The 17,089-nt window shown below is 34.7% G+C and carries 16 protein-coding genes; 11 read left to right on the forward strand and 5 right to left on the reverse strand.

Annotated features, from left to right (window positions below; translation table 11 throughout):
* Positions 1-3 precede the first annotated feature (3 nt).
* A complete protein-coding gene (locus N4T20_RS21455) occupies positions 4-783 on the forward strand; it encodes an O-methyltransferase (protein ID WP_260671091.1) in 780 nt (259 codons plus the stop codon).
* A 59-nt stretch (positions 784-842) separates the two neighbouring features.
* Entirely contained in the window at positions 843-1,826 is a 984-nt protein-coding gene (locus N4T20_RS21460) for a hypothetical protein (protein WP_260671092.1), read from the forward strand.
* 55 nt (positions 1,827-1,881) lie between these two features.
* Here N4T20_RS21460 and N4T20_RS21465 read toward each other — a convergent pair whose 3' ends face one another.
* Positions 1,882-2,541: a DUF6565 domain-containing protein gene (locus N4T20_RS21465; protein WP_260671093.1), complete on the reverse strand. Its 660-nt coding sequence runs from the start codon at positions 2,539-2,541 to the stop codon at positions 1,882-1,884.
* A gap of 296 nt (positions 2,542-2,837) precedes the next feature.
* Between N4T20_RS21465 and N4T20_RS21470 the strand changes: the two genes are divergently transcribed.
* The 7 genes from N4T20_RS21470 (at position 2,838) to N4T20_RS21500 (ending at position 12,514) form a co-directional block, all read left to right on the forward strand.
* Positions 2,838-3,524 carry an ABC transporter ATP-binding protein gene (locus N4T20_RS21470; RefSeq protein ID WP_248727918.1) on the forward strand — a complete coding sequence of 229 codons (687 nt, stop codon included), beginning with the start codon at positions 2,838-2,840 and terminating at the stop codon, positions 3,522-3,524.
* Between the two features lie 103 nt (positions 3,525-3,627).
* Positions 3,628-4,197, forward strand: a complete 570-nt coding sequence (locus N4T20_RS21475) for a cob(I)yrinic acid a,c-diamide adenosyltransferase (RefSeq protein ID WP_260671094.1) — start codon at positions 3,628-3,630, stop codon at positions 4,195-4,197.
* Between the two features lie 229 nt (positions 4,198-4,426).
* Positions 4,427-4,648: a DUF2795 domain-containing protein gene (locus N4T20_RS21480; protein ID WP_007138072.1), complete on the forward strand. Its 222-nt coding sequence runs from the start codon at positions 4,427-4,429 to the stop codon at positions 4,646-4,648.
* Positions 4,649-4,734: 86 nt separating this feature from the next.
* Positions 4,735-8,082, forward strand: coding sequence for a preprotein translocase subunit SecA (secA, locus tag N4T20_RS21485; RefSeq protein WP_260671095.1), 3,348 nt, complete (start codon positions 4,735-4,737; stop codon positions 8,080-8,082).
* Positions 8,083-8,326: 244 nt separating this feature from the next.
* Complete coding sequence (locus N4T20_RS21490) at positions 8,327-8,671, forward strand: hypothetical protein (protein ID WP_111378385.1); 345 nt, start codon at positions 8,327-8,329, stop codon at positions 8,669-8,671.
* Between the two features lie 85 nt (positions 8,672-8,756).
* Positions 8,757-10,913 (forward strand): TonB-dependent receptor, encoded by a 2,157-nt coding sequence (locus N4T20_RS21495; protein WP_260671096.1) that lies wholly within the window; start codon positions 8,757-8,759, stop codon positions 10,911-10,913.
* Between the two features lie 2 nt (positions 10,914-10,915).
* Positions 10,916-12,514 carry a PepSY-associated TM helix domain-containing protein gene (locus N4T20_RS21500; protein ID WP_260671097.1) on the forward strand — a complete coding sequence of 533 codons (1,599 nt, stop codon included), beginning with the start codon at positions 10,916-10,918 and terminating at the stop codon, positions 12,512-12,514.
* A 90-nt stretch (positions 12,515-12,604) separates the two neighbouring features.
* On the opposite strand, the gene N4T20_RS21505 is transcribed toward N4T20_RS21500, so the two are convergent.
* The 4 genes from N4T20_RS21505 to cysC all read right to left on the reverse strand — a co-directional run bounded on the left by N4T20_RS21505 (position 12,605) and on the right by cysC (position 15,527).
* Positions 12,605-13,267, reverse strand: coding sequence for a TrmH family RNA methyltransferase (locus tag N4T20_RS21505; RefSeq protein ID WP_260671098.1), 663 nt, complete (start codon positions 13,265-13,267; stop codon positions 12,605-12,607).
* 61 nt (positions 13,268-13,328) lie between these two features.
* Entirely contained in the window at positions 13,329-14,303 is a 975-nt protein-coding gene (locus tag N4T20_RS21510) for a sulfotransferase family protein (RefSeq protein WP_260671099.1), read from the reverse strand.
* A 20-nt stretch (positions 14,304-14,323) separates the two neighbouring features.
* The gene (locus N4T20_RS21515) at positions 14,324-14,995 is read right to left on the reverse strand and encodes an aspartyl/asparaginyl beta-hydroxylase domain-containing protein (RefSeq protein WP_260671100.1); all 672 of its coding nucleotides are present in this window, start codon (positions 14,993-14,995) and stop codon (positions 14,324-14,326) included.
* Positions 14,996-14,999: 4 nt separating this feature from the next.
* Complete coding sequence (gene cysC / locus N4T20_RS21520) at positions 15,000-15,527, reverse strand: adenylyl-sulfate kinase (RefSeq protein ID WP_111426678.1); 528 nt, start codon at positions 15,525-15,527, stop codon at positions 15,000-15,002.
* A gap of 166 nt (positions 15,528-15,693) precedes the next feature.
* On the opposite strand from cysC, the gene N4T20_RS21525 reads away from it, so the two are divergent.
* Positions 15,694-16,389 (forward strand): NAD-dependent deacylase, encoded by a 696-nt coding sequence (locus N4T20_RS21525; protein WP_260671101.1) that lies wholly within the window; start codon positions 15,694-15,696, stop codon positions 16,387-16,389.
* Position 16,390: 1 nt separating this feature from the next.
* Positions 16,391-17,083, forward strand: a complete 693-nt coding sequence (locus tag N4T20_RS21530; RefSeq protein ID WP_260671102.1) for a sterol desaturase family protein — start codon at positions 16,391-16,393, stop codon at positions 17,081-17,083.
* Positions 17,084-17,089 lie beyond the last annotated feature (6 nt).

Raw genomic sequence — 17,089 nt, forward strand, 5'->3', positions numbered from 1 at the left:
AAAATGCTATTTCAAATACAATCTTATTTAAAATTTCTTTGGCATTCTAAAAACGAGCACGCGGTTCATTCGCCGTTCGTTTTTAGCCTGCTTACCAAATGCCTCTACGATAAGAAATCCAAACCAGAATATGCCATTCTTAAAAAGTACAGAAAAACGCTTTTAGAGAATAAAAACTTTATAGAAGTAACCGATTTTGGAGCAGGCTCCCGAGTTTTCAAATCCAATCGAAGGCAGATTTCTAAAATTGCGCAAACAGCTGGAATTTCGCCAAAACGTGCCGAACTATTATTTCGTGTTACCAATTACTTTCTACCAGAAAATGTTTTAGAAATAGGAACTTCTTTAGGCTTGGCAACTTCTGCATTAGCATTAGGAAATCCGAAAGCAAAAGTCGTTACTATTGAAGGCTGTCCAAATACAGCAAAAGCAGCCCAAAATCAATTGGCTGAATTTGATTGTAATAATGTTGAAAATGTAATTTCTGAGTTTGAATCTTTTTTAATTTCAGAAAACATTCAAGCAGCAAATTACGATCTGATATACTTTGACGGAAATCATTCTAAAAAAGCAACTTTAGAATATTTTGAACTTTTATTGCCCACAATCAACAATGATTCTGTTTGGATTTTTGATGATATTCATTGGTCAAAAGACATGGAAAGGGCTTGGGAAATGATTAAAAATCATCCTCAAGTAAAAGTCACAATTGATACTTTTCAATGGGGTTTCGTATTTTTCAGAAGAGAACAGCCGAAAGAACATTTTATAATACGAGCATAAAAAAAAGACGAAAAAAACTACATTTGTGTTTTTATAACTACTCTAATTTTTAAAAATCTATGGCATACAGGTTATTAATAAAAAAATGCTTTACCACAATTTTATTGTTTTCAGTGATTGCCGGAAAAGCTCAATTTTTCACCCAAAGACTACCTCTTAGCGATTTAAATTCATTTGCTAACGATCTAGGTCCGTATACCACAATGACAGCTAACAAACCTCCTTTTTCTGATTATGGAACTATTTTGGCACTTAGATACTGGGATGGAGGAGTATCAGACTGGAGAAGTCAATTAGTATTTGATACTAAAAATGATTTTTATTTCAGACAATCTACAAATAATGGAGGAACTTCGTGGTCAGCATGGAATAAAATCTACCATTCAGGCAATCTCAACAATAATGAAACAGACTTTTACGCTAAACTTCTAACAGCAAAAGAACTAGCCATCTACAGTAATGAAAGTTTAAATGGATGGGGTATTTCACATATTTATTGGCAAGGCCATTCATTAATTATGGGATCACCAAAAGGAGCCTTTACTCATAATGGTCTAGTATTGAGACCTGGTGGTGCTGCAGGTGGTTTTCTTGATAATACATTTGATATTGATGTCGCACATGGAATAGATAATTATGAAACACGTATACATTTTTCAGCATCAGGTAATTCTTTTATTAACTCTGGCAATGTTGGGATAGGAATAAAGAATCCTCAAAATAAGTTAGACGTTAATGGCACAGTCCATTCAAAAGAAGTAAAAGTTGATATGGATGGGTGGTCAGATTTCGTTTTTAAAGAAAATTACAATCTTCCAACTCTAATTGAAGTTGAAAAACACATTAATGAAAAAGGGCACTTAGAAAATATACCGAGTGAAAAAGAAGTGATCAAAAATGGTATAAATTTAGGTGAAATGGATGCTAAACTTCTCCAAAAAATTGAAGAGCTGACATTATATATCATAGATTTAAATAAAAAAATGGAAGAACAAAATAAGCAGCTAGAACAAATGAAAAAAGAACTAGCAAGTAAAAAATAAAAAAAGACGATCATTTCTGATCGTCTTTTTCGTTTCTAATTCAAAATTTTAAAATCTATTTCTTTGCATCTTTGTTTTCTTCAGACTTAGCACCCATTCTGTTTACAGTGTACATTGGTGCGAACTTAATTTTCAAACCAGCAATTTTTCTGTTATCCTCAGCAGTCAATCCTTCTTTTTCAACTGTATTTTTACGGCTGTCAAGGGCTTCATACATTAATTTAACTTCATCCCAGTCTTCTCTAGAATATTTGTCCTTATTATTTTCTACAGTATGGACAAACTGCTGATAAACGCTATGAATATTTTGAGCATTAACCCAGTTAAAATTCATATCATCACCAATTTTTCCTGCGCCAAACAAAGCATCTCTTAATTGCTGTTTAGGACTAGGAGCTGGAGGGGCAAATTGGGCGGTCATTTCATTTTTAAATTCTTCGTATTTAATTTTACTTGCATTTATTTTTTCAGTCGCAGCAGCATTATCTTTAATATCTGCCAAAGCGGCTTGAGCTTCTTGAGATCTTCTGTCGTATTCAGCTTCTACGCTCTTCCAATTATCTTTCAAATCAGCGGCGGCAACATTTTTAACAGAGTCAACATACACAACGTAGTTCTCTACTGTTTTTTGCGCTCTTTCTTGTTTTTCATCTTTACACGATGTAAGTCCAAATACTAATAATGCAATTCCTGTGGCTATTTTTATATTTTTCATAATCTATAGTTATTAATTAATTATATAAACAAATTTACCTAATGCCTATTTAAAAAAATTACATTATTCTCACATCTTAAAAATTAAAAACATATTAAAACTATAAAACACAGCAAATACTGAGAATTACACAAAAATCATCAAAAATCATATAACACATTTAGACTTAAAAAATGTATTCTATTGATTGTTGTAATACATATAATTTAAGGAAAGCGATTTTTGTAACAAAAACCAATTATCAACTACTTATTCAAAAGTGTTTTGTACTTTTAAATCCAAAATTGTAAAATAAAATGGCTGAACCATTAATTAAAATAACCGACATTAAACGAAATTTTACTTTAGGAAACGAAATTGTTTATGTTTTAAAAGGAATTGATCTAGAAATACAAAAAGGCGAATATGTTGCTTTAATGGGACCTTCCGGATCAGGAAAATCTACATTAATGAATTTGTTAGGCTGTTTAGATACACCAACTTCTGGTCGTTATATTTTAAATGGAAAAGATGTCAGCAAAATGAAAGATGATGAATTGGCCGAAATTCGAAACAAAGAAATTGGTTTCGTTTTTCAGACTTTCAATCTTTTACCAAGAACAACTGCTTTAGACAATGTTGCATTACCTATGATTTATGCCGGTTACGGAAAATCTGAAAGAATTGCCCGCGCAACCGAAGTTTTAAAACAAGTAAACCTTGCCGATAGAATGGATCACCAGCCCAATCAGCTTTCTGGAGGGCAGCGCCAGCGTGTTGCAGTTGCTCGCGCTTTGGTCAACAAGCCTTCTATTATTTTGGCCGACGAACCAACAGGAAACCTAGATAGTAAAACTTCTGTAGAAATCATGAAACTTTTTGGAGATATTCATGCGCAAGGAAATACTGTAATTCTAGTAACTCACGAAGAAGACATTGCCGCTTACGCTCACAGAATTATTCGTTTGCGAGATGGCTTAATTGAAAGCGACACCACAAAATAATTTTAGATTTCTGATTTTAGATTTTAGATTATTCTCTAAATCTAAAATTGTAGACAACAGCATATCACAATCTAAAATCAAAAATCTACAATCTACAATAAAAATGAAAGTATATACCAAAACAGGCGATAAAGGAACGACAGCTCTATTTGGCGGAGACCGCGTCCCAAAAGACCACATCAGAATTGACAGTTATGGAACTGTTGACGAGCTGAACTCTTATATTGGATTAATCCGTGATCAGGAAATGGACTCGCATTATAAAACCATTTTAATCGAAATTCAAGACCGTCTTTTTACTGTTGGTGCCATTTTGGCAACTCCGCAAGAAAAAGAAGTTTTAAAAAATGGAAAACTACGCTTAGAAAATCTAGGCATAATCGATTCGGATATTGAATTATTAGAAAACGAAATAGATAAAATGGACGGAAGCCTTCCGCCAATGACTCATTTTGTTTTGCCTGGAGGACATCCAACTGTGTCACATTGTCATATAGCACGCTGTATTTGCCGTCGCGCAGAACGTTTAGCAGTGCATTTAAGCCATAACGAACACGTTCCTGAAATAGCAATACAGTACTTAAACCGACTTTCTGACTACCTTTTTGTCTTGGCACGAAAGTTGTCCTCAGACTTAAAAGCGGAGGAAGTGAAATGGATACCCAGAAAATAAATTTTCTGGAAATTCCAAATTTTAAATTCCGAGGGAAAAGTAAAAATCTAGGAGTTTAAATTACAGAATAAAATTCCGAAACTGGGCGCTATAATTGCCTTTTTTGGAGTTTGGAATTTAAAAATTGGAATTTAGCAATTGACGTTCTTAAATTTTATTAAAATAAATCAAAATTTACTTGTCTTTTTCAGTAAAAAATTTATTTTTGCACAAACTAAACAGATAACAGATGTATTGGACATTAGAATTAGCATCTTATTTAAGTGATGCGCCATGGCCTGCTAACAAAGATGAACTTATTGACTACGCCATTAGAGCTGGTGCTCCATTAGAGGTGGTAGAAAACCTTCAGTCAATCGAAGATGAAGGGGAGATATATGAATCAATGGAAGAAATTTGGCCTGATTATCCAACAGACGAAGATTATCTTTGGAATGAGGATGAATATTAAAAAATAAACCAAAGGAAAAAGTCTCATCACAGAGACTTTTTTTTTGGTTCAAATACATATTATATAATAAAGAAATACAATAAATCATGAGTTTCATAAACAGTATTATTAAAGTCTTTGTCGGCGATAAGTCGCAAAAAGATGTCAAAGCTTTACAACCTTACTTAAATAAAATTAAAACATTCGAAGCTCCATTAATGAGTCTTACAAACGACGAATTAAGAGGAAGAACCGTATATTTTAAAGACAGAATCAAAGAAGCTAGAGCTGATAAAGATGCTAAAATCGCTTCGCTTAAAGCTGAAGTAGAAAACATCGAAGACATCGATAAAAGAGAAGACATTTATGACGCAATAGATGCTCTTGAAAAAGAAGCTTATGAAATCTCTGAAAAAACTTTATTGGAAATTCTTCCAGAAGCATTTTCTGTTGTAAAAGAAACGGCTCGCCGTTTTAAAGAAAACTCACATATCGAAGTTACAGCAACTCCAAAAGACCGCGAATTCTCAGCAACAAAATCATACATCACTATTGATGGCGATAAAGCTATTTGGGCTAACAAATGGAATGCTGCCGGAAAAGACATCACTTGGGACATGATTCACTATGATGTTCAGTTAATTGGCGGTATGGTATTGCACGAAGGTAAAGTTGCCGAAATGCAAACGGGAGAAGGAAAAACTTTGGTTGCTACCCTTCCGCTTTACTTAAACGCTTTGACAGGAAACGGAGTTCACTTAGTAACAGTGAACGACTACTTAGCAAAACGTGATAGCACTTGGAAAGCGCCTTTATTCGAGTTCCACGGTTTATCTGTTGACTGTATTGACAATCACCAGCCAAGTACAGAAGCTAGAAAAAAAGCTTACGACGCTGACATCACTTACGGAACTAACAATGAGTTTGGTTTTGACTACCTAAGAGATAACATGGCACACTCGCCTAGCGACTTAGTGCAAAGAAAACACAATTTTGCAATCGTCGACGAGGTTGACTCTGTATTAATTGATGACGCCAGAACACCTCTTATTATTTCAGGACCAGTTCCTCAGGGAGACCGTCATGAGTTCAACGAATTGAAACCAAAAATTGAAAACTTAGTTTCTCAACAACGTCAGTTAGCAAATGGTTTCTTGGCTGAAGCTAAAAAATTAATCAAAGAAGGAAATACTAAAGATGGAGGTTTCTTATTGTTAAGAGCTTACAGATCTTTACCTAAAAATAAAGCATTAATTAAATTTTTAAGTGAAGAAGGAATTAAACAATTGCTTCAAAAAACTGAAAATCAATATATGCAAGACAACAATCGCGAAATGCACAAAGTTGATGAAGCTTTGTATTTTGTGATTGAAGAAAAAAACAATCAAGTTGAATTGACAGACAATGGTATCAAATACCTTTCTGGAGATACAGATGCAGATTTCTTCGTGTTACCAGACATTGGAACAGAAATCGCTGCGATTGAAAAACAAAAACTAGACAAAGACGCTGAAGCCGAAGCTAAAGAAAGATTATTCCAAGATTTTGGTGTAAAAAGCGAACGTATCCATACTCTTACCCAGCTTTTAAAAGCTTACGCTTTATTCGAAAAAGACGTAGAGTACGTTATCATGGACAACAAAATTATGATTGTCGATGAGCAGACAGGTCGTATCATGGACGGACGCCGTTATTCTGATGGTCTTCACCAAGCGATCGAAGCAAAAGAAAACGTAAAAATCGAAGCTGCAACTCAAACTTTTGCAACAGTTACATTACAGAACTATTTCAGAATGTACAGCAAATTGGCTGGTATGACTGGTACTGCTGTTACCGAGGCCGGCGAGTTATGGCAAATCTATAAATTGGATGTTGTTGAAATTCCAACCAACCGTCCAATTGCAAGACAAGACAAAGAAGATTACATCTACAAAACTACACGTGAAAAATTCAACGCTGTAATCGAAGACGTAACTGAATTATCGCAAGCTGGAAGGCCAGTATTGATTGGAACAACTTCTGTAGAAATTTCTGAATTATTAAGCCGTATGCTTAAAATGAGAGGAATCACACACAACGTATTGAATGCTAAAATGCATAAGCAAGAAGCACAAATCGTTGAAGAAGCTGGTAAAGCGGGAGTTGTAACTATTGCAACAAATATGGCTGGTCGTGGTACCGATATTAAATTATCTCCAGAAGTAAAAGCTGCGGGAGGTTTAGCAATCGTAGGTACCGAACGTCACGATTCTCGTCGTGTAGACAGACAGTTACGCGGTCGTTCTGGCCGTCAGGGAGATCCAGGAAGTTCTCAATTCTACGTTTCTCTTGAAGATAACTTAATGCGTTTGTTCGGTTCTGAAAGAGTTGCGAAAGTAATGGACAGAATGGGACTTAAAGAAGGTGAAGTTATCCAGCATTCTATGATGACTAAATCTATCGAACGTGCTCAGAAAAAAGTAGAAGAAAACAACTTTGGTGTTCGTAAACGTTTATTAGAGTATGATGACGTAATGAACTCACAACGTGAAGTGGTTTACAAACGTCGTCGTCACGCATTGTTCGGAGAGCGTTTGAAACTAGATATTGCGAATATGCTTTATGACACTTGCGAATTAATCGTAAGCAACAATAAAGTAGCTAATGATTTCAAAGGATTTGAATTTGATTTAATTCGTTATTTCGGAATCACATCTCCTCTTTCAGAAGCTGATTTCGCTAAATTATCAGATATTGAAGTTACTGGAAAAGTATACAAAGAAGCTTTAGCTTTCTACACTGAAAAAACAGAAAGAAGCGCTAGAGAAGCTTTCCCAATCATTAAAGGAGTTTACGAAGAGCCAAACAACCATTTCGAAAGAATTGTCGTTCCTTTTACAGACGGAATCAAAACTTTGAATGTGGTTACTGACTTGAAAAAAGCTTACGACAGCGAAGGTGCTCAATTGGTTGCTGATTTTGAGAAAAACATCACGCTTTCAATTGTTGATGAGGCTTGGAAAAAACACTTACGCAAAATGGACGAATTGAAACAATCTGTTCAATTGGCTGTTCACGAGCAAAAAGATCCATTGCTTATTTACAAATTAGAAGCTTTCAATTTGTTTAGAGGAATGTTGGACAACGTTAACAAAGAAGTTATTTCATTCTTATTCAAAGGTGACTTACCTGCTCAAAACGTTCCTGAAATTCACGAAGCAAGAGAAGTAGTTCGTCCAAAAGAAAACTTACAGTTAAGTAAAGACGAAATTCCAAATAGCGAAAGTATGAACCGTGAGGCTGGAGAAACTCAACAACGTCAGGTTACTGAAACTATCGTTAGAGATATGCCAAAAATCAACAGAAATGATACTGTTGTCGTTCAAGAAATTGCTACTGGCAAAACAGAAACGATGAAGTACAAAAAGGCTGAAGGCTTATTAGCAGCTGGAACTTGGGTTTTGGTTAATGAATAAATTCTAAGCAGTTGGTCGCAATCACATTTTGCAGACTATTTAAATTACATATTCAACCCGACAGATTTTTAGATTCTGTCGGGTTTCTTTTTTTTTTAAATTTCCAGTTTCTGCATTCTAATTGTAAACAGAAACTAAATTAAACAACAAAAATCATTACAATTAAAAATAATATAATGTATTTTTGCCTTCAAAAACAACGAAACACGCTTTGAAACGGCTTTTGGTCATATTTCTTTCCTGCATGCTATTAGTTCCTTCTTTTGGCAGTTTCTTTGTTTATACCTCATTCAAACTAAATCAAGAAGAAATTTCTAAAACAATTTGCGTACAGCGCAAAATGGTTTTCAATAGCTGTAATGGCCGTTGTGAACTTCAAAAAAGCTTAAAAAAATACGCAGACAATGAAAAAAGAATGCAAAACAATCTGAAAGAAAAAGCAGAGGTCGTTTACATTCAGACTTCAATCTTAAACAATTTTAAATTAACAGGACTTATCGAATCAAAAGCAAAAATTTTCGCTTCATTTGATAAAAAGCCTATTGCAATCGCAAATTCAATTTTTCACCCTCCATCCTATTTTATATAAATTTTAAAAAGTCAAAATTTTAAGACTTGCAGTTCGCTTACGGCCTAAAGCCTATAGCTTACAGCTTTAATTTATATAATCCAAAATGAAAAAAATATATTTTACCCTATTGATCATAGGGCAATGTGTCTTTGCACAAAACAAAACCGCACAAGACACAACAAAGCAAGAACTTGAAAATGTTTTTGTAACGGCCAATCGTACAGCAACTTTAAGAAAAGAAACGCCAGTTGCTATAAGCAAATTAACCGCCAAAACAATTAACGAAACAAAAGCAACTGCAGTTTACGAAATCATTAATAAAACGCCTGGCGTGCTAATGGTGAATTTAGGCAACGAACAGCATATGATGTCAATTCGCCAGCCTATGACTACAAATGCTTATTATTTATACCTTGAAGATGGATTGCCAATTCGTCCAATGGGAATTTTTAATCATAATGCCTTATTAGAAATAAACCAATACAATCTGCAAAGCATTGAAATTGTAAAAGGACCTGTTTCTTCTTTGTACGGGCCAGAAGCCGTTGGCGGAACCATCAATCTGATTTCCTTAAAACCACCTGTAGATCCTGAATTTAAATTTGGAGTTCAGGCCGACAATTATGGATACAGAAGATTTCAAGCTGCTGGAGGAGCAACAATCGGAAAAGTTGGTTTTCATATTGCTGGAATTTCAAGTTTGCAGGAAAATGGCTGGATGACGTATTCTGATTATAATAAGGATAATTTGAACGCCAGAATTGATTACAACATTTCGCCTTCTACGCGACTGATCAGCAATACGATGTACGGAAAGTATTATTCTGACATGAGCGGAACAGTCAATGAAGAAGCTTTTAACAATAGAACTTACAAAAGCACTTCTGATTTTACCTATAGAAAATCGGATGCTTTGAGAACTCGTGTAACGTTAGAACATGACTGGAATGCTAATTCTAACAGTTACATTACAGCCTATTTGCGTGATAATAAATTAGGGCAAAATCCGTCTTATGGAATTAAATGGAGTCCGACAGTAAATCCAACAACAGCCAAAGGTGAAGTAAATTCAAACAACTTTAAAAGTTATGGCGCAATTGGACAGCACACGCAAAAATTTGATTTCTTGAATACCAAAATTGTGGCTGGAGCTTTATACGATTATTCTCCTGTGACTTATTGGTCGTATGTAATTGATTTAAAAGCCAATTTGAATCCAGGACAGCCAGGAAAACAAACAGTAGATTCGTATGAGATCGTTGCTGAACATCCAGATTCTAAACTTTCTGATTATACAGCTGATATTTTCAATACAGCTGGTTACGCGCAAATCAGCTTTAATCCAATCGAAAAATTAGTTATTACAGTCGGCGGCCGTTATGACAACATGAAAGTGAATTATGATAATGCTATTGACCTTTCTACAGGAAGCAAAATGTATGACAAATTTACTTTCAAGATTGGAGCCAATTATAACCCCACAGAATTTGCAGGCTTTTATGGTAATTATTCTCAAGGATTTGCTCCTCCTGGCATTACTTCTATTTTTAGAGCCAAACCAGGAACCGGCGGTACTTCTGGCGTTCCTGCAGAATTTTATTACAACTTAAAACCAGCAGATTTTGACAATTATGAAGTTGGCGGATGGTTTTCGTTTTTAGAAAACAAATTAAACATTGATTATGCTTTTTACTATATGGAAGGTAAAAATGAATTACTGAACATCAAACTTCCAGACAATTCAACCGATTATCGCTCAGCAGGAGAAACGCGCCATAAAGGAATCGAGTTTGGCGCTTCTTACAGACCTTCAAAACAATTTAATATTCGTCTTGGCGGAACTTACGCGCAGCATACTTACATTGATTTTAAACTTTCAGACAAACCATCAGATCCGATTCAGGATTTAAACGGAAAAGAAATGCCTTCTGCTCCAAAATGGTCAGGAAATTCAGAAGTGAGCTATTATCCCAACTGGCTTCCTAATTTAAGAACATCTTTAGAATGGCAACTTGTAGGCAGTTACTATCAAGATCAAATTAATACAGTAAAATATGATGGCTACAATATTTTCAACGCTAGAATTGGCTATCAATGGAAAAAAATTGAGGTTTATGGAAATGTATTAAATCTTACGGACAAACTATATGCGTATAATGTTACAAGAACGAATGCTGCCAATGCCCAACCCACATATACTGCCGCTGCACCGAGAACTTTTGTATTCGGAATTCAATATAATTTTTCATTAAAAAAATAAACATGAGTAAAGAAACAAACAAAAAGTCTCCAAAGAAAAAGGATTCTAAAGTCATTAAAAAAGTCAAACAAAATATGTACAAATGGCATCGTGTTATTGGTTTGATTACGGTTGTTCCTGTAATTTTCTGGACATTTTCTGGTTTGATGCATCCTTTTATGGCACACTTTTTTAAACCTGAAATTGCTCATGATAAAATTGAACAACCCATAATCGATAAAAGCCAATTGCATTATTCTATTCAAGAGGTTTTACTGAAAAATGAAATATCGCAATTCAAAAATTTCAGGATTGTTGCTTTCAATAACGCTACTTATTATCAGGTAAAAACAATTCTAGGCGAACTTTGGTATTATGATGCGAACACGGCCAAAAAGTTGGAAAATGGAGATCACAAATATGCCGAATGGCTTTCTCGTTATTTCTTAGACGATCAAAAAAGTGCGGTGAAAAATAGCGAAGTTGTAACCGAATTTACTTCGCAATATAAATATGTCAACCGTTATTTGCCCGTTTACAAATTAAGTTTTGACCGTCCAGATGCCATGCAGGTATATGTAGAAACTTCTTCGAGCAAATTGGCAACCTATAATCCGATTTCTCGGCAAGCTTTCATCTGGTTTTTTGACACTTTTCATAATTGGTCTTTTATTGATGCCATAAGCAACAATAGCGTCCGAATTATTACAATGATTTTACTATTGTCAATAATTGGTTTTTCTGCCTTGAGCGGTATTTTAATTTATGGTTTGCTTTGGAAACAATTCAAAAAAACAGATAGTTTGGCTCCGAAAAAAGGTTTAAGAAAATACCACCGCCAAATTGGAATTTGGATTTCGCTTTTTACATTGACTTTTGCTTTCAGCGGCGCGTATCATGCGACTACAAAATGGAATCCTTATACTTTATCGCAAATGGTTTACGAACCAACTTTTGTCACCAAAGAAATTCCTGAAGCAAATAATAATCTAAATTTGGATTGGAGTCGTTTTCAAAACATCAGTTTGATTATGCTAAATGACTCTACATATTACAGATGCCAATTGCTTGAAAAAAACACAAAACGATTTAAAATACCAAAATCAGATTCGAAATGGACCAAAAAAGAGGATCAAAAATCTGAATCGATTTACATTAATGCAGCAACAAATAAAGTCACTCCGAATCTCGATTTAGAATATGCCGAATTTTTAGCGTATTATTTTACGGATGGAGCGCCAAAAGCTTCTTGTTGCGAAATGATCGAAACTTCTAAAGATGATTCTCAGCCTTCTTTTGAAAATATAAAATTGCTTGAATCTAAAGTTTTGACCGATTTTGATAGCAGAGAATATGGTTTTGTCAACAAAAGGCTCCCTGTAGTAAAACTGGCTTATGACACACCTCAGAAAACCACTTATTTTATAGAAACTTCAACATCAAGATTGGCGGCAGTTGTCAATAATTCAGATCGAGTTGAGGGCTATTCTTTTGCCATTCTTCATAAATTTCTATTTATGGACTGGGCAGGAAAAAATATTCGGGATTTAGCGACCGTTTTGGCAGCGCTATCCATTTTAATTGTGAGTATTTTAGGTTTTATCCTTTTTCTGAAAAAGTAAATAAAAGGTCCTGAGCAACTAAGATTCTGAGGTTCTAAGAAAAAAAACTTAGCATCTCAGAATCTTAGCATCTTAGAACCTTAAAAAAATTTATCTCGGGTTATCTTGGTAATAACGTTCTTCAATTCGTTTTATATCCCGTATTGAGTTTTTAGCCCAATCCAAACGTTTTGCTAAAATTTCTTCATCAGTCAATTTCCAATCGATATCAGATCTTCTAAGTCTGTTTGTCAAGCTTTGAATAATAATCGCTGCAGAAACTGAAATATTTAGACTCTCTGTAAAACCTACCATTGGTATTTTTAGAAAACCATCGGCGTTTTCCATAATTTCTTTTGATAATCCTTCTTTTTCTGTTCCGAAGAATAAGGCGCTCGGCTTTGAAATATCAAAATCTTCCAGCATACAATCCTTCTCGTGCGGAGTTGTGGCAATAATCTGGTAACCTTTACTTCTCAAATCAGAAAGACATCCTGAAACTGAATCAAATCGATTGATATCAACCCATTTTTGCGCACCTAAAGCAATTTCTTTATCGATTCTTTTTCCAAAACGCTGTTCGATTACATTCAGTTCCTGAATTCCAAAAACTTCACAGCTTCGCATTACTGCGCTTGTATTATGCATCTGATAAACATCTTCTACTGCAACTGTAAAATGTTTTGTTCTATTTTCTAGTACTTTTAAAAAATTAGCTTTTCTATTTTCAGTTAATATGTTTTCTAAGAATGCGAGATAATCTAAATCAATCATTTTATTTAAGTTTGGCGCAAAAATACATAAATAAAAGAGAAAGAAGGCTCCGCTAAAATTTTCAACGGGCTAAATCTTCAACGAAATTAGCATTAAGTTTTTCGTGCAGAACGTTCACTTCATCCAAATTTGCAGACAAAATATCATCTTGATAAGAGTCACCGGCAAAAACATTATTTTCATTTTTAGAATGATTTTTCAAGCGTTCCAGCATGACATTTAATTCGCTTTCAGAAAAATCGACAGCAATAAAAGATATAAAGCGCTCTATGACATTTTTCATGCCGTCATTATAATTGAGCATTACAACATTGCGGTCTGTTTTATAAAAATCAAGAAAACCGCGAAAATACTTTTCTAAAACCACAGCTTGATACTGCCGAAAACTCATACCTTGAATTTCTTTAGGAGTAATTCCAAACACCTTTGACGGAATTAAATTTGGAATCATATGCATTCCTGCCTTATTTTGATGAGACCTTAAAACCTCTCCCGGATTTCGATACAGCAAAGCAAAAGGAACTTCAGGAAAAACCGATCTTAAATAAGGAGCCTTAAAAATACTCCACGCATCCAGTTTTATAATAAGATTCTTTTGTTCGGCAAATCTCTTCTGCCCAAGCAACCTGATGACCGATTTCAGCAAAACCGCTTTAACCTCTGTATCAAAAGCATCGCTTCTTAAAATCTGATCGATAATAGGAGCCTCAGAAACCATAATATTTTCAGAGCACGTTGCTAGAGACTGACTCAGCATGGTAGATCCGCATCTTGAGACATGAAAAACCAATCCTTTTAATGCTACAAAATCCAGTTCTTTAGACCAGTCAATCAGATTTTGTGCTGTACTTACTAATTTAAAAGGTTTTGAATTATAGATGTGGCTGTAGCATTTCACGATTGTCTCTTCAAAAAAAGGTTCTGCAAAAGGAATATCCGAAAAATAAATCCACTCAAAATAGACCTCTTTCTCTTTCTCTTTTTCGATCAATTTAATCGGAATCCAATTTAAAATAAGCTCTTGTATACTTTCCATTTTTATGAGTTCATTTACACCTAAAGTTCGGCAATAATCTTAGCGTTAATTTCAGATGGATTTCTAGAAAGCTCAGCAATAATCTGCTGTTTCACCTCATCTGAATATTGACTTTTGGACGTATGCTCAACATCAAAACCCATTTTAGAAAACAATTCATCAGACCATTTATTTCTGATACAATCCAAAGTCAAGTGAATTCTAGGTTCTGAGCTTTTATTCTCAACACTATGCGGCAATTGAAAATTGGCATACCAGCACTCTCCCATTTTCATCGGAACCAGCTTTTTGTCTACATAAAAATAAACTTCAGAATTGGTGACAATAGGAACATGAATCCTAAAAAAACCATCTTCATACGAAGTATCATTATCCATATGCTCTTTAATCTCGCTGTTAGGACCAAGCCTTAATAATCTCACCGCCTCTTTTTCACATTCAAACCAATCCATTATTTCTTCAAAATAAGGACAGCTGTCAAGCAAAGGCGTATTTTTATATTCTTTATCTGCAAAAGAAAGGATATCGGTTTCTAAACCAGATTGCGATCGCAGAGAAACGCTTGTCCATTTTCCTTCGTAGCGATTCGTATTAAAATGCGGCGTCCATAAATTAGTCTCGCAAGTTGCCAAATCGGTTTGCAATTTTTCAATTGAAAAAGAAATGGGAAGCTGGCAGGAAGAAGGATTCATAAGCCTAAAAATTTAAATTGCTAATTATAAAATTGTACAGTTTATTGGCAGAAACCGAAACCGTTTCAGAATCTGTTTTTAATACTAAATCTGCTTTTTCTGGGATTTCAAAAACATCGCTTATACCGGTAAAACTCCTAATTTTATTTTGATCATGGTCTGGCAATAATGCTCTTTTGTACAATCCTTTCGGATCTCTTTCAATGAGATTGGCAATGGAACAATCTAGAAATACTGTTTTTACGAATTCAAAAGCCCGTAATTCATTTCTAACATTTTCATAGGGATTTATAACTGACATCAGAACGATTTTATTTTCCTCAATCAAACTCCGGCCAACATTAAAAAGACGCCGTACATTTTCGCAACGGTCTTCTTTAGAAAATCCTAAATCTTTACAAATTGTCTGTCGGTAAACGTCGCCATCTACTATCTCAGCTTCATAATTATTTTGAAGCAGCAGATGCCTGACATTTTCTGCCAATGTGGTTTTTCCTGAACCAGACAACCCTGTAAATTGAATTAAAATCATTTAAAATCACTTTTAATAAACAGAACATTAAAACTAAATAATTTAGAAAGAGAGTCAAAGAGTATAAATACCCTTTATTTTCTCAAAAAAAGCATTGCTAAACCTAACTATTTCTCCAACATTTGAATAAAGAAATCACTATTTTTATCTTTTAATAAAACTAAAAATGAAAAAGAAACTTGTTGTTCTGACAGGAGCGGGAATCAGTGCTGAAAGCGGCATTAAAACTTTTCGCGATAGCGATGGTTTGTGGGAAGGCCATGATGTAATGGAGGTTGCAACTCCAGAAGGCTGGCATAAAAATCAGGAATTGGTTCTGGATTTCTACAACAAAAGACGCCAGCAGCTAAAAGAAGTAAATCCGAATCTTGGCCACACGATTTTGGCTGAATTAGAAAAGGACTTCGACGTACACATCATCACTCAAAATGTTGACGATCTTCATGAGCGCGCAGGCAGCACAAACGTTTTGCATTTGCATGGCGAATTGCTAAAAGTGCGAAGCACGCAGAATAAAAACCTCATTTTAGATTGGACAGAAGATTTGCTTACCGGAGATTTGGATGCAAACGGACATCAATTGCGCCCGCACATTGTCTGGTTTGGCGAAGAAGTTCCTGCACTCGAAGAAGCCATTGACATTACAGAAACCGCAGATTATTTTGCTGTAATCGGGACTTCTCTGCAAGTTTATCCCGCTGCTGGATTAATTGCCTACACACCAAGCACGACTCCAGTTTTTTATATTGATCCGAAACCTATTTCGATTCCGAATCTTAGAAATAAAGTCGAAACCATTGCCAAATTTGCTTCTGAAGGCGTTGCAGATTTAAGAGAGAAATTAACCAACTTAGAAAAATAACATGATTTTTGAAAGCTGGCTGCAGCAGTTAACCCAGTTCAATCTCTTCTGGCTCTTTATTTTCTTTTTGATCGAAAATTCAGTCCTAGTCGGATTATCAGTTTTGGTTGGAAAAATAATGGAACCTGAAAACACTTTTTTGAAGAATACAGATCAAAAATGGGTGTTTTCTACGCTGCTTTGCAATACAGTCATCACTTTAATCGGCTTTGAATTGTATCGCTGCGGAATTCTAAAAATAGATTTTTCAGCTTCCGCTAAAAACATCATTTTTGATACGCTTTTACTGATTCTGCTAATGGATCTTTTCATGTTTATTTTTCATTTTCTGGTCCATCAATTAAAATGGCTTTACCCAATCCATAAACTGCATCACACGCATATCGAAACCAATGTCTACAGTTTGTATGTCCTTCACCCAATAGAAACTTTAGGTTTTGGCTTTATATGGCTGTTTTTAATTACGGTTTTGGAATTTAATTATTTGAGCATCATTATTTATTTGATTCTAAATCTGTCTTATGGAATATTTGGACATTTAAAAAAAGACATATTCCCTTCTTTTTGGTACAGCAATTACTTTACAAAATGGATTTCGACGACTAAATTCCATAATGACCATCATAAAAATGAGTCTCACAATTACGGCTTTTACTTTACAATTTGGGATAAAATTTTCAAAACCATAATTTAAGCTCCA

It is taken from the genome of Flavobacterium sp. TR2 (assembly GCF_025252405.1).
In the GTDB taxonomy this organism is placed as follows: domain Bacteria; phylum Bacteroidota; class Bacteroidia; order Flavobacteriales; family Flavobacteriaceae; genus Flavobacterium.

Bases quoted from the DNA above. Each gene is read 5' to 3' on its own strand.
- N4T20_RS21455 (WP_260671091.1), top strand. From the start codon at position 4: ATGCTATTTCAAATACAATCTTATTTAAAATTTCTTTGGCATTCTAAA.
- N4T20_RS21460 (WP_260671092.1), top strand. From the start codon at position 843: ATGGCATACAGGTTATTAATAAAAAAATGCTTTACCACAATTTTATTG.
- N4T20_RS21465 (WP_260671093.1), bottom strand. From the start codon at position 2,541: ATGAAAAATATAAAAATAGCCACAGGAATTGCATTATTAGTATTTGGA.
- N4T20_RS21470 (WP_248727918.1), top strand. From the start codon at position 2,838: ATGGCTGAACCATTAATTAAAATAACCGACATTAAACGAAATTTTACT.
- N4T20_RS21475 (WP_260671094.1), top strand. From the start codon at position 3,628: ATGAAAGTATATACCAAAACAGGCGATAAAGGAACGACAGCTCTATTT.
- N4T20_RS21480 (WP_007138072.1), top strand. From the start codon at position 4,427: ATGTATTGGACATTAGAATTAGCATCTTATTTAAGTGATGCGCCATGG.
- secA (WP_260671095.1), top strand. From the start codon at position 4,735: ATGAGTTTCATAAACAGTATTATTAAAGTCTTTGTCGGCGATAAGTCG.
- N4T20_RS21490 (WP_111378385.1), top strand. From the start codon at position 8,327: ATGCTATTAGTTCCTTCTTTTGGCAGTTTCTTTGTTTATACCTCATTC.
- N4T20_RS21495 (WP_260671096.1), top strand. From the start codon at position 8,757: ATGAAAAAAATATATTTTACCCTATTGATCATAGGGCAATGTGTCTTT.
- N4T20_RS21500 (WP_260671097.1), top strand. From the start codon at position 10,916: ATGAGTAAAGAAACAAACAAAAAGTCTCCAAAGAAAAAGGATTCTAAA.
- N4T20_RS21505 (WP_260671098.1), bottom strand. From the start codon at position 13,267: ATGATTGATTTAGATTATCTCGCATTCTTAGAAAACATATTAACTGAA.
- N4T20_RS21510 (WP_260671099.1), bottom strand. From the start codon at position 14,303: ATGGAAAGTATACAAGAGCTTATTTTAAATTGGATTCCGATTAAATTG.
- N4T20_RS21515 (WP_260671100.1), bottom strand. From the start codon at position 14,995: ATGAATCCTTCTTCCTGCCAGCTTCCCATTTCTTTTTCAATTGAAAAA.
- cysC (WP_111426678.1), bottom strand. From the start codon at position 15,527: ATGATTTTAATTCAATTTACAGGGTTGTCTGGTTCAGGAAAAACCACA.
- N4T20_RS21525 (WP_260671101.1), top strand. From the start codon at position 15,694: ATGAAAAAGAAACTTGTTGTTCTGACAGGAGCGGGAATCAGTGCTGAA.
- N4T20_RS21530 (WP_260671102.1), top strand. From the start codon at position 16,391: ATGATTTTTGAAAGCTGGCTGCAGCAGTTAACCCAGTTCAATCTCTTC.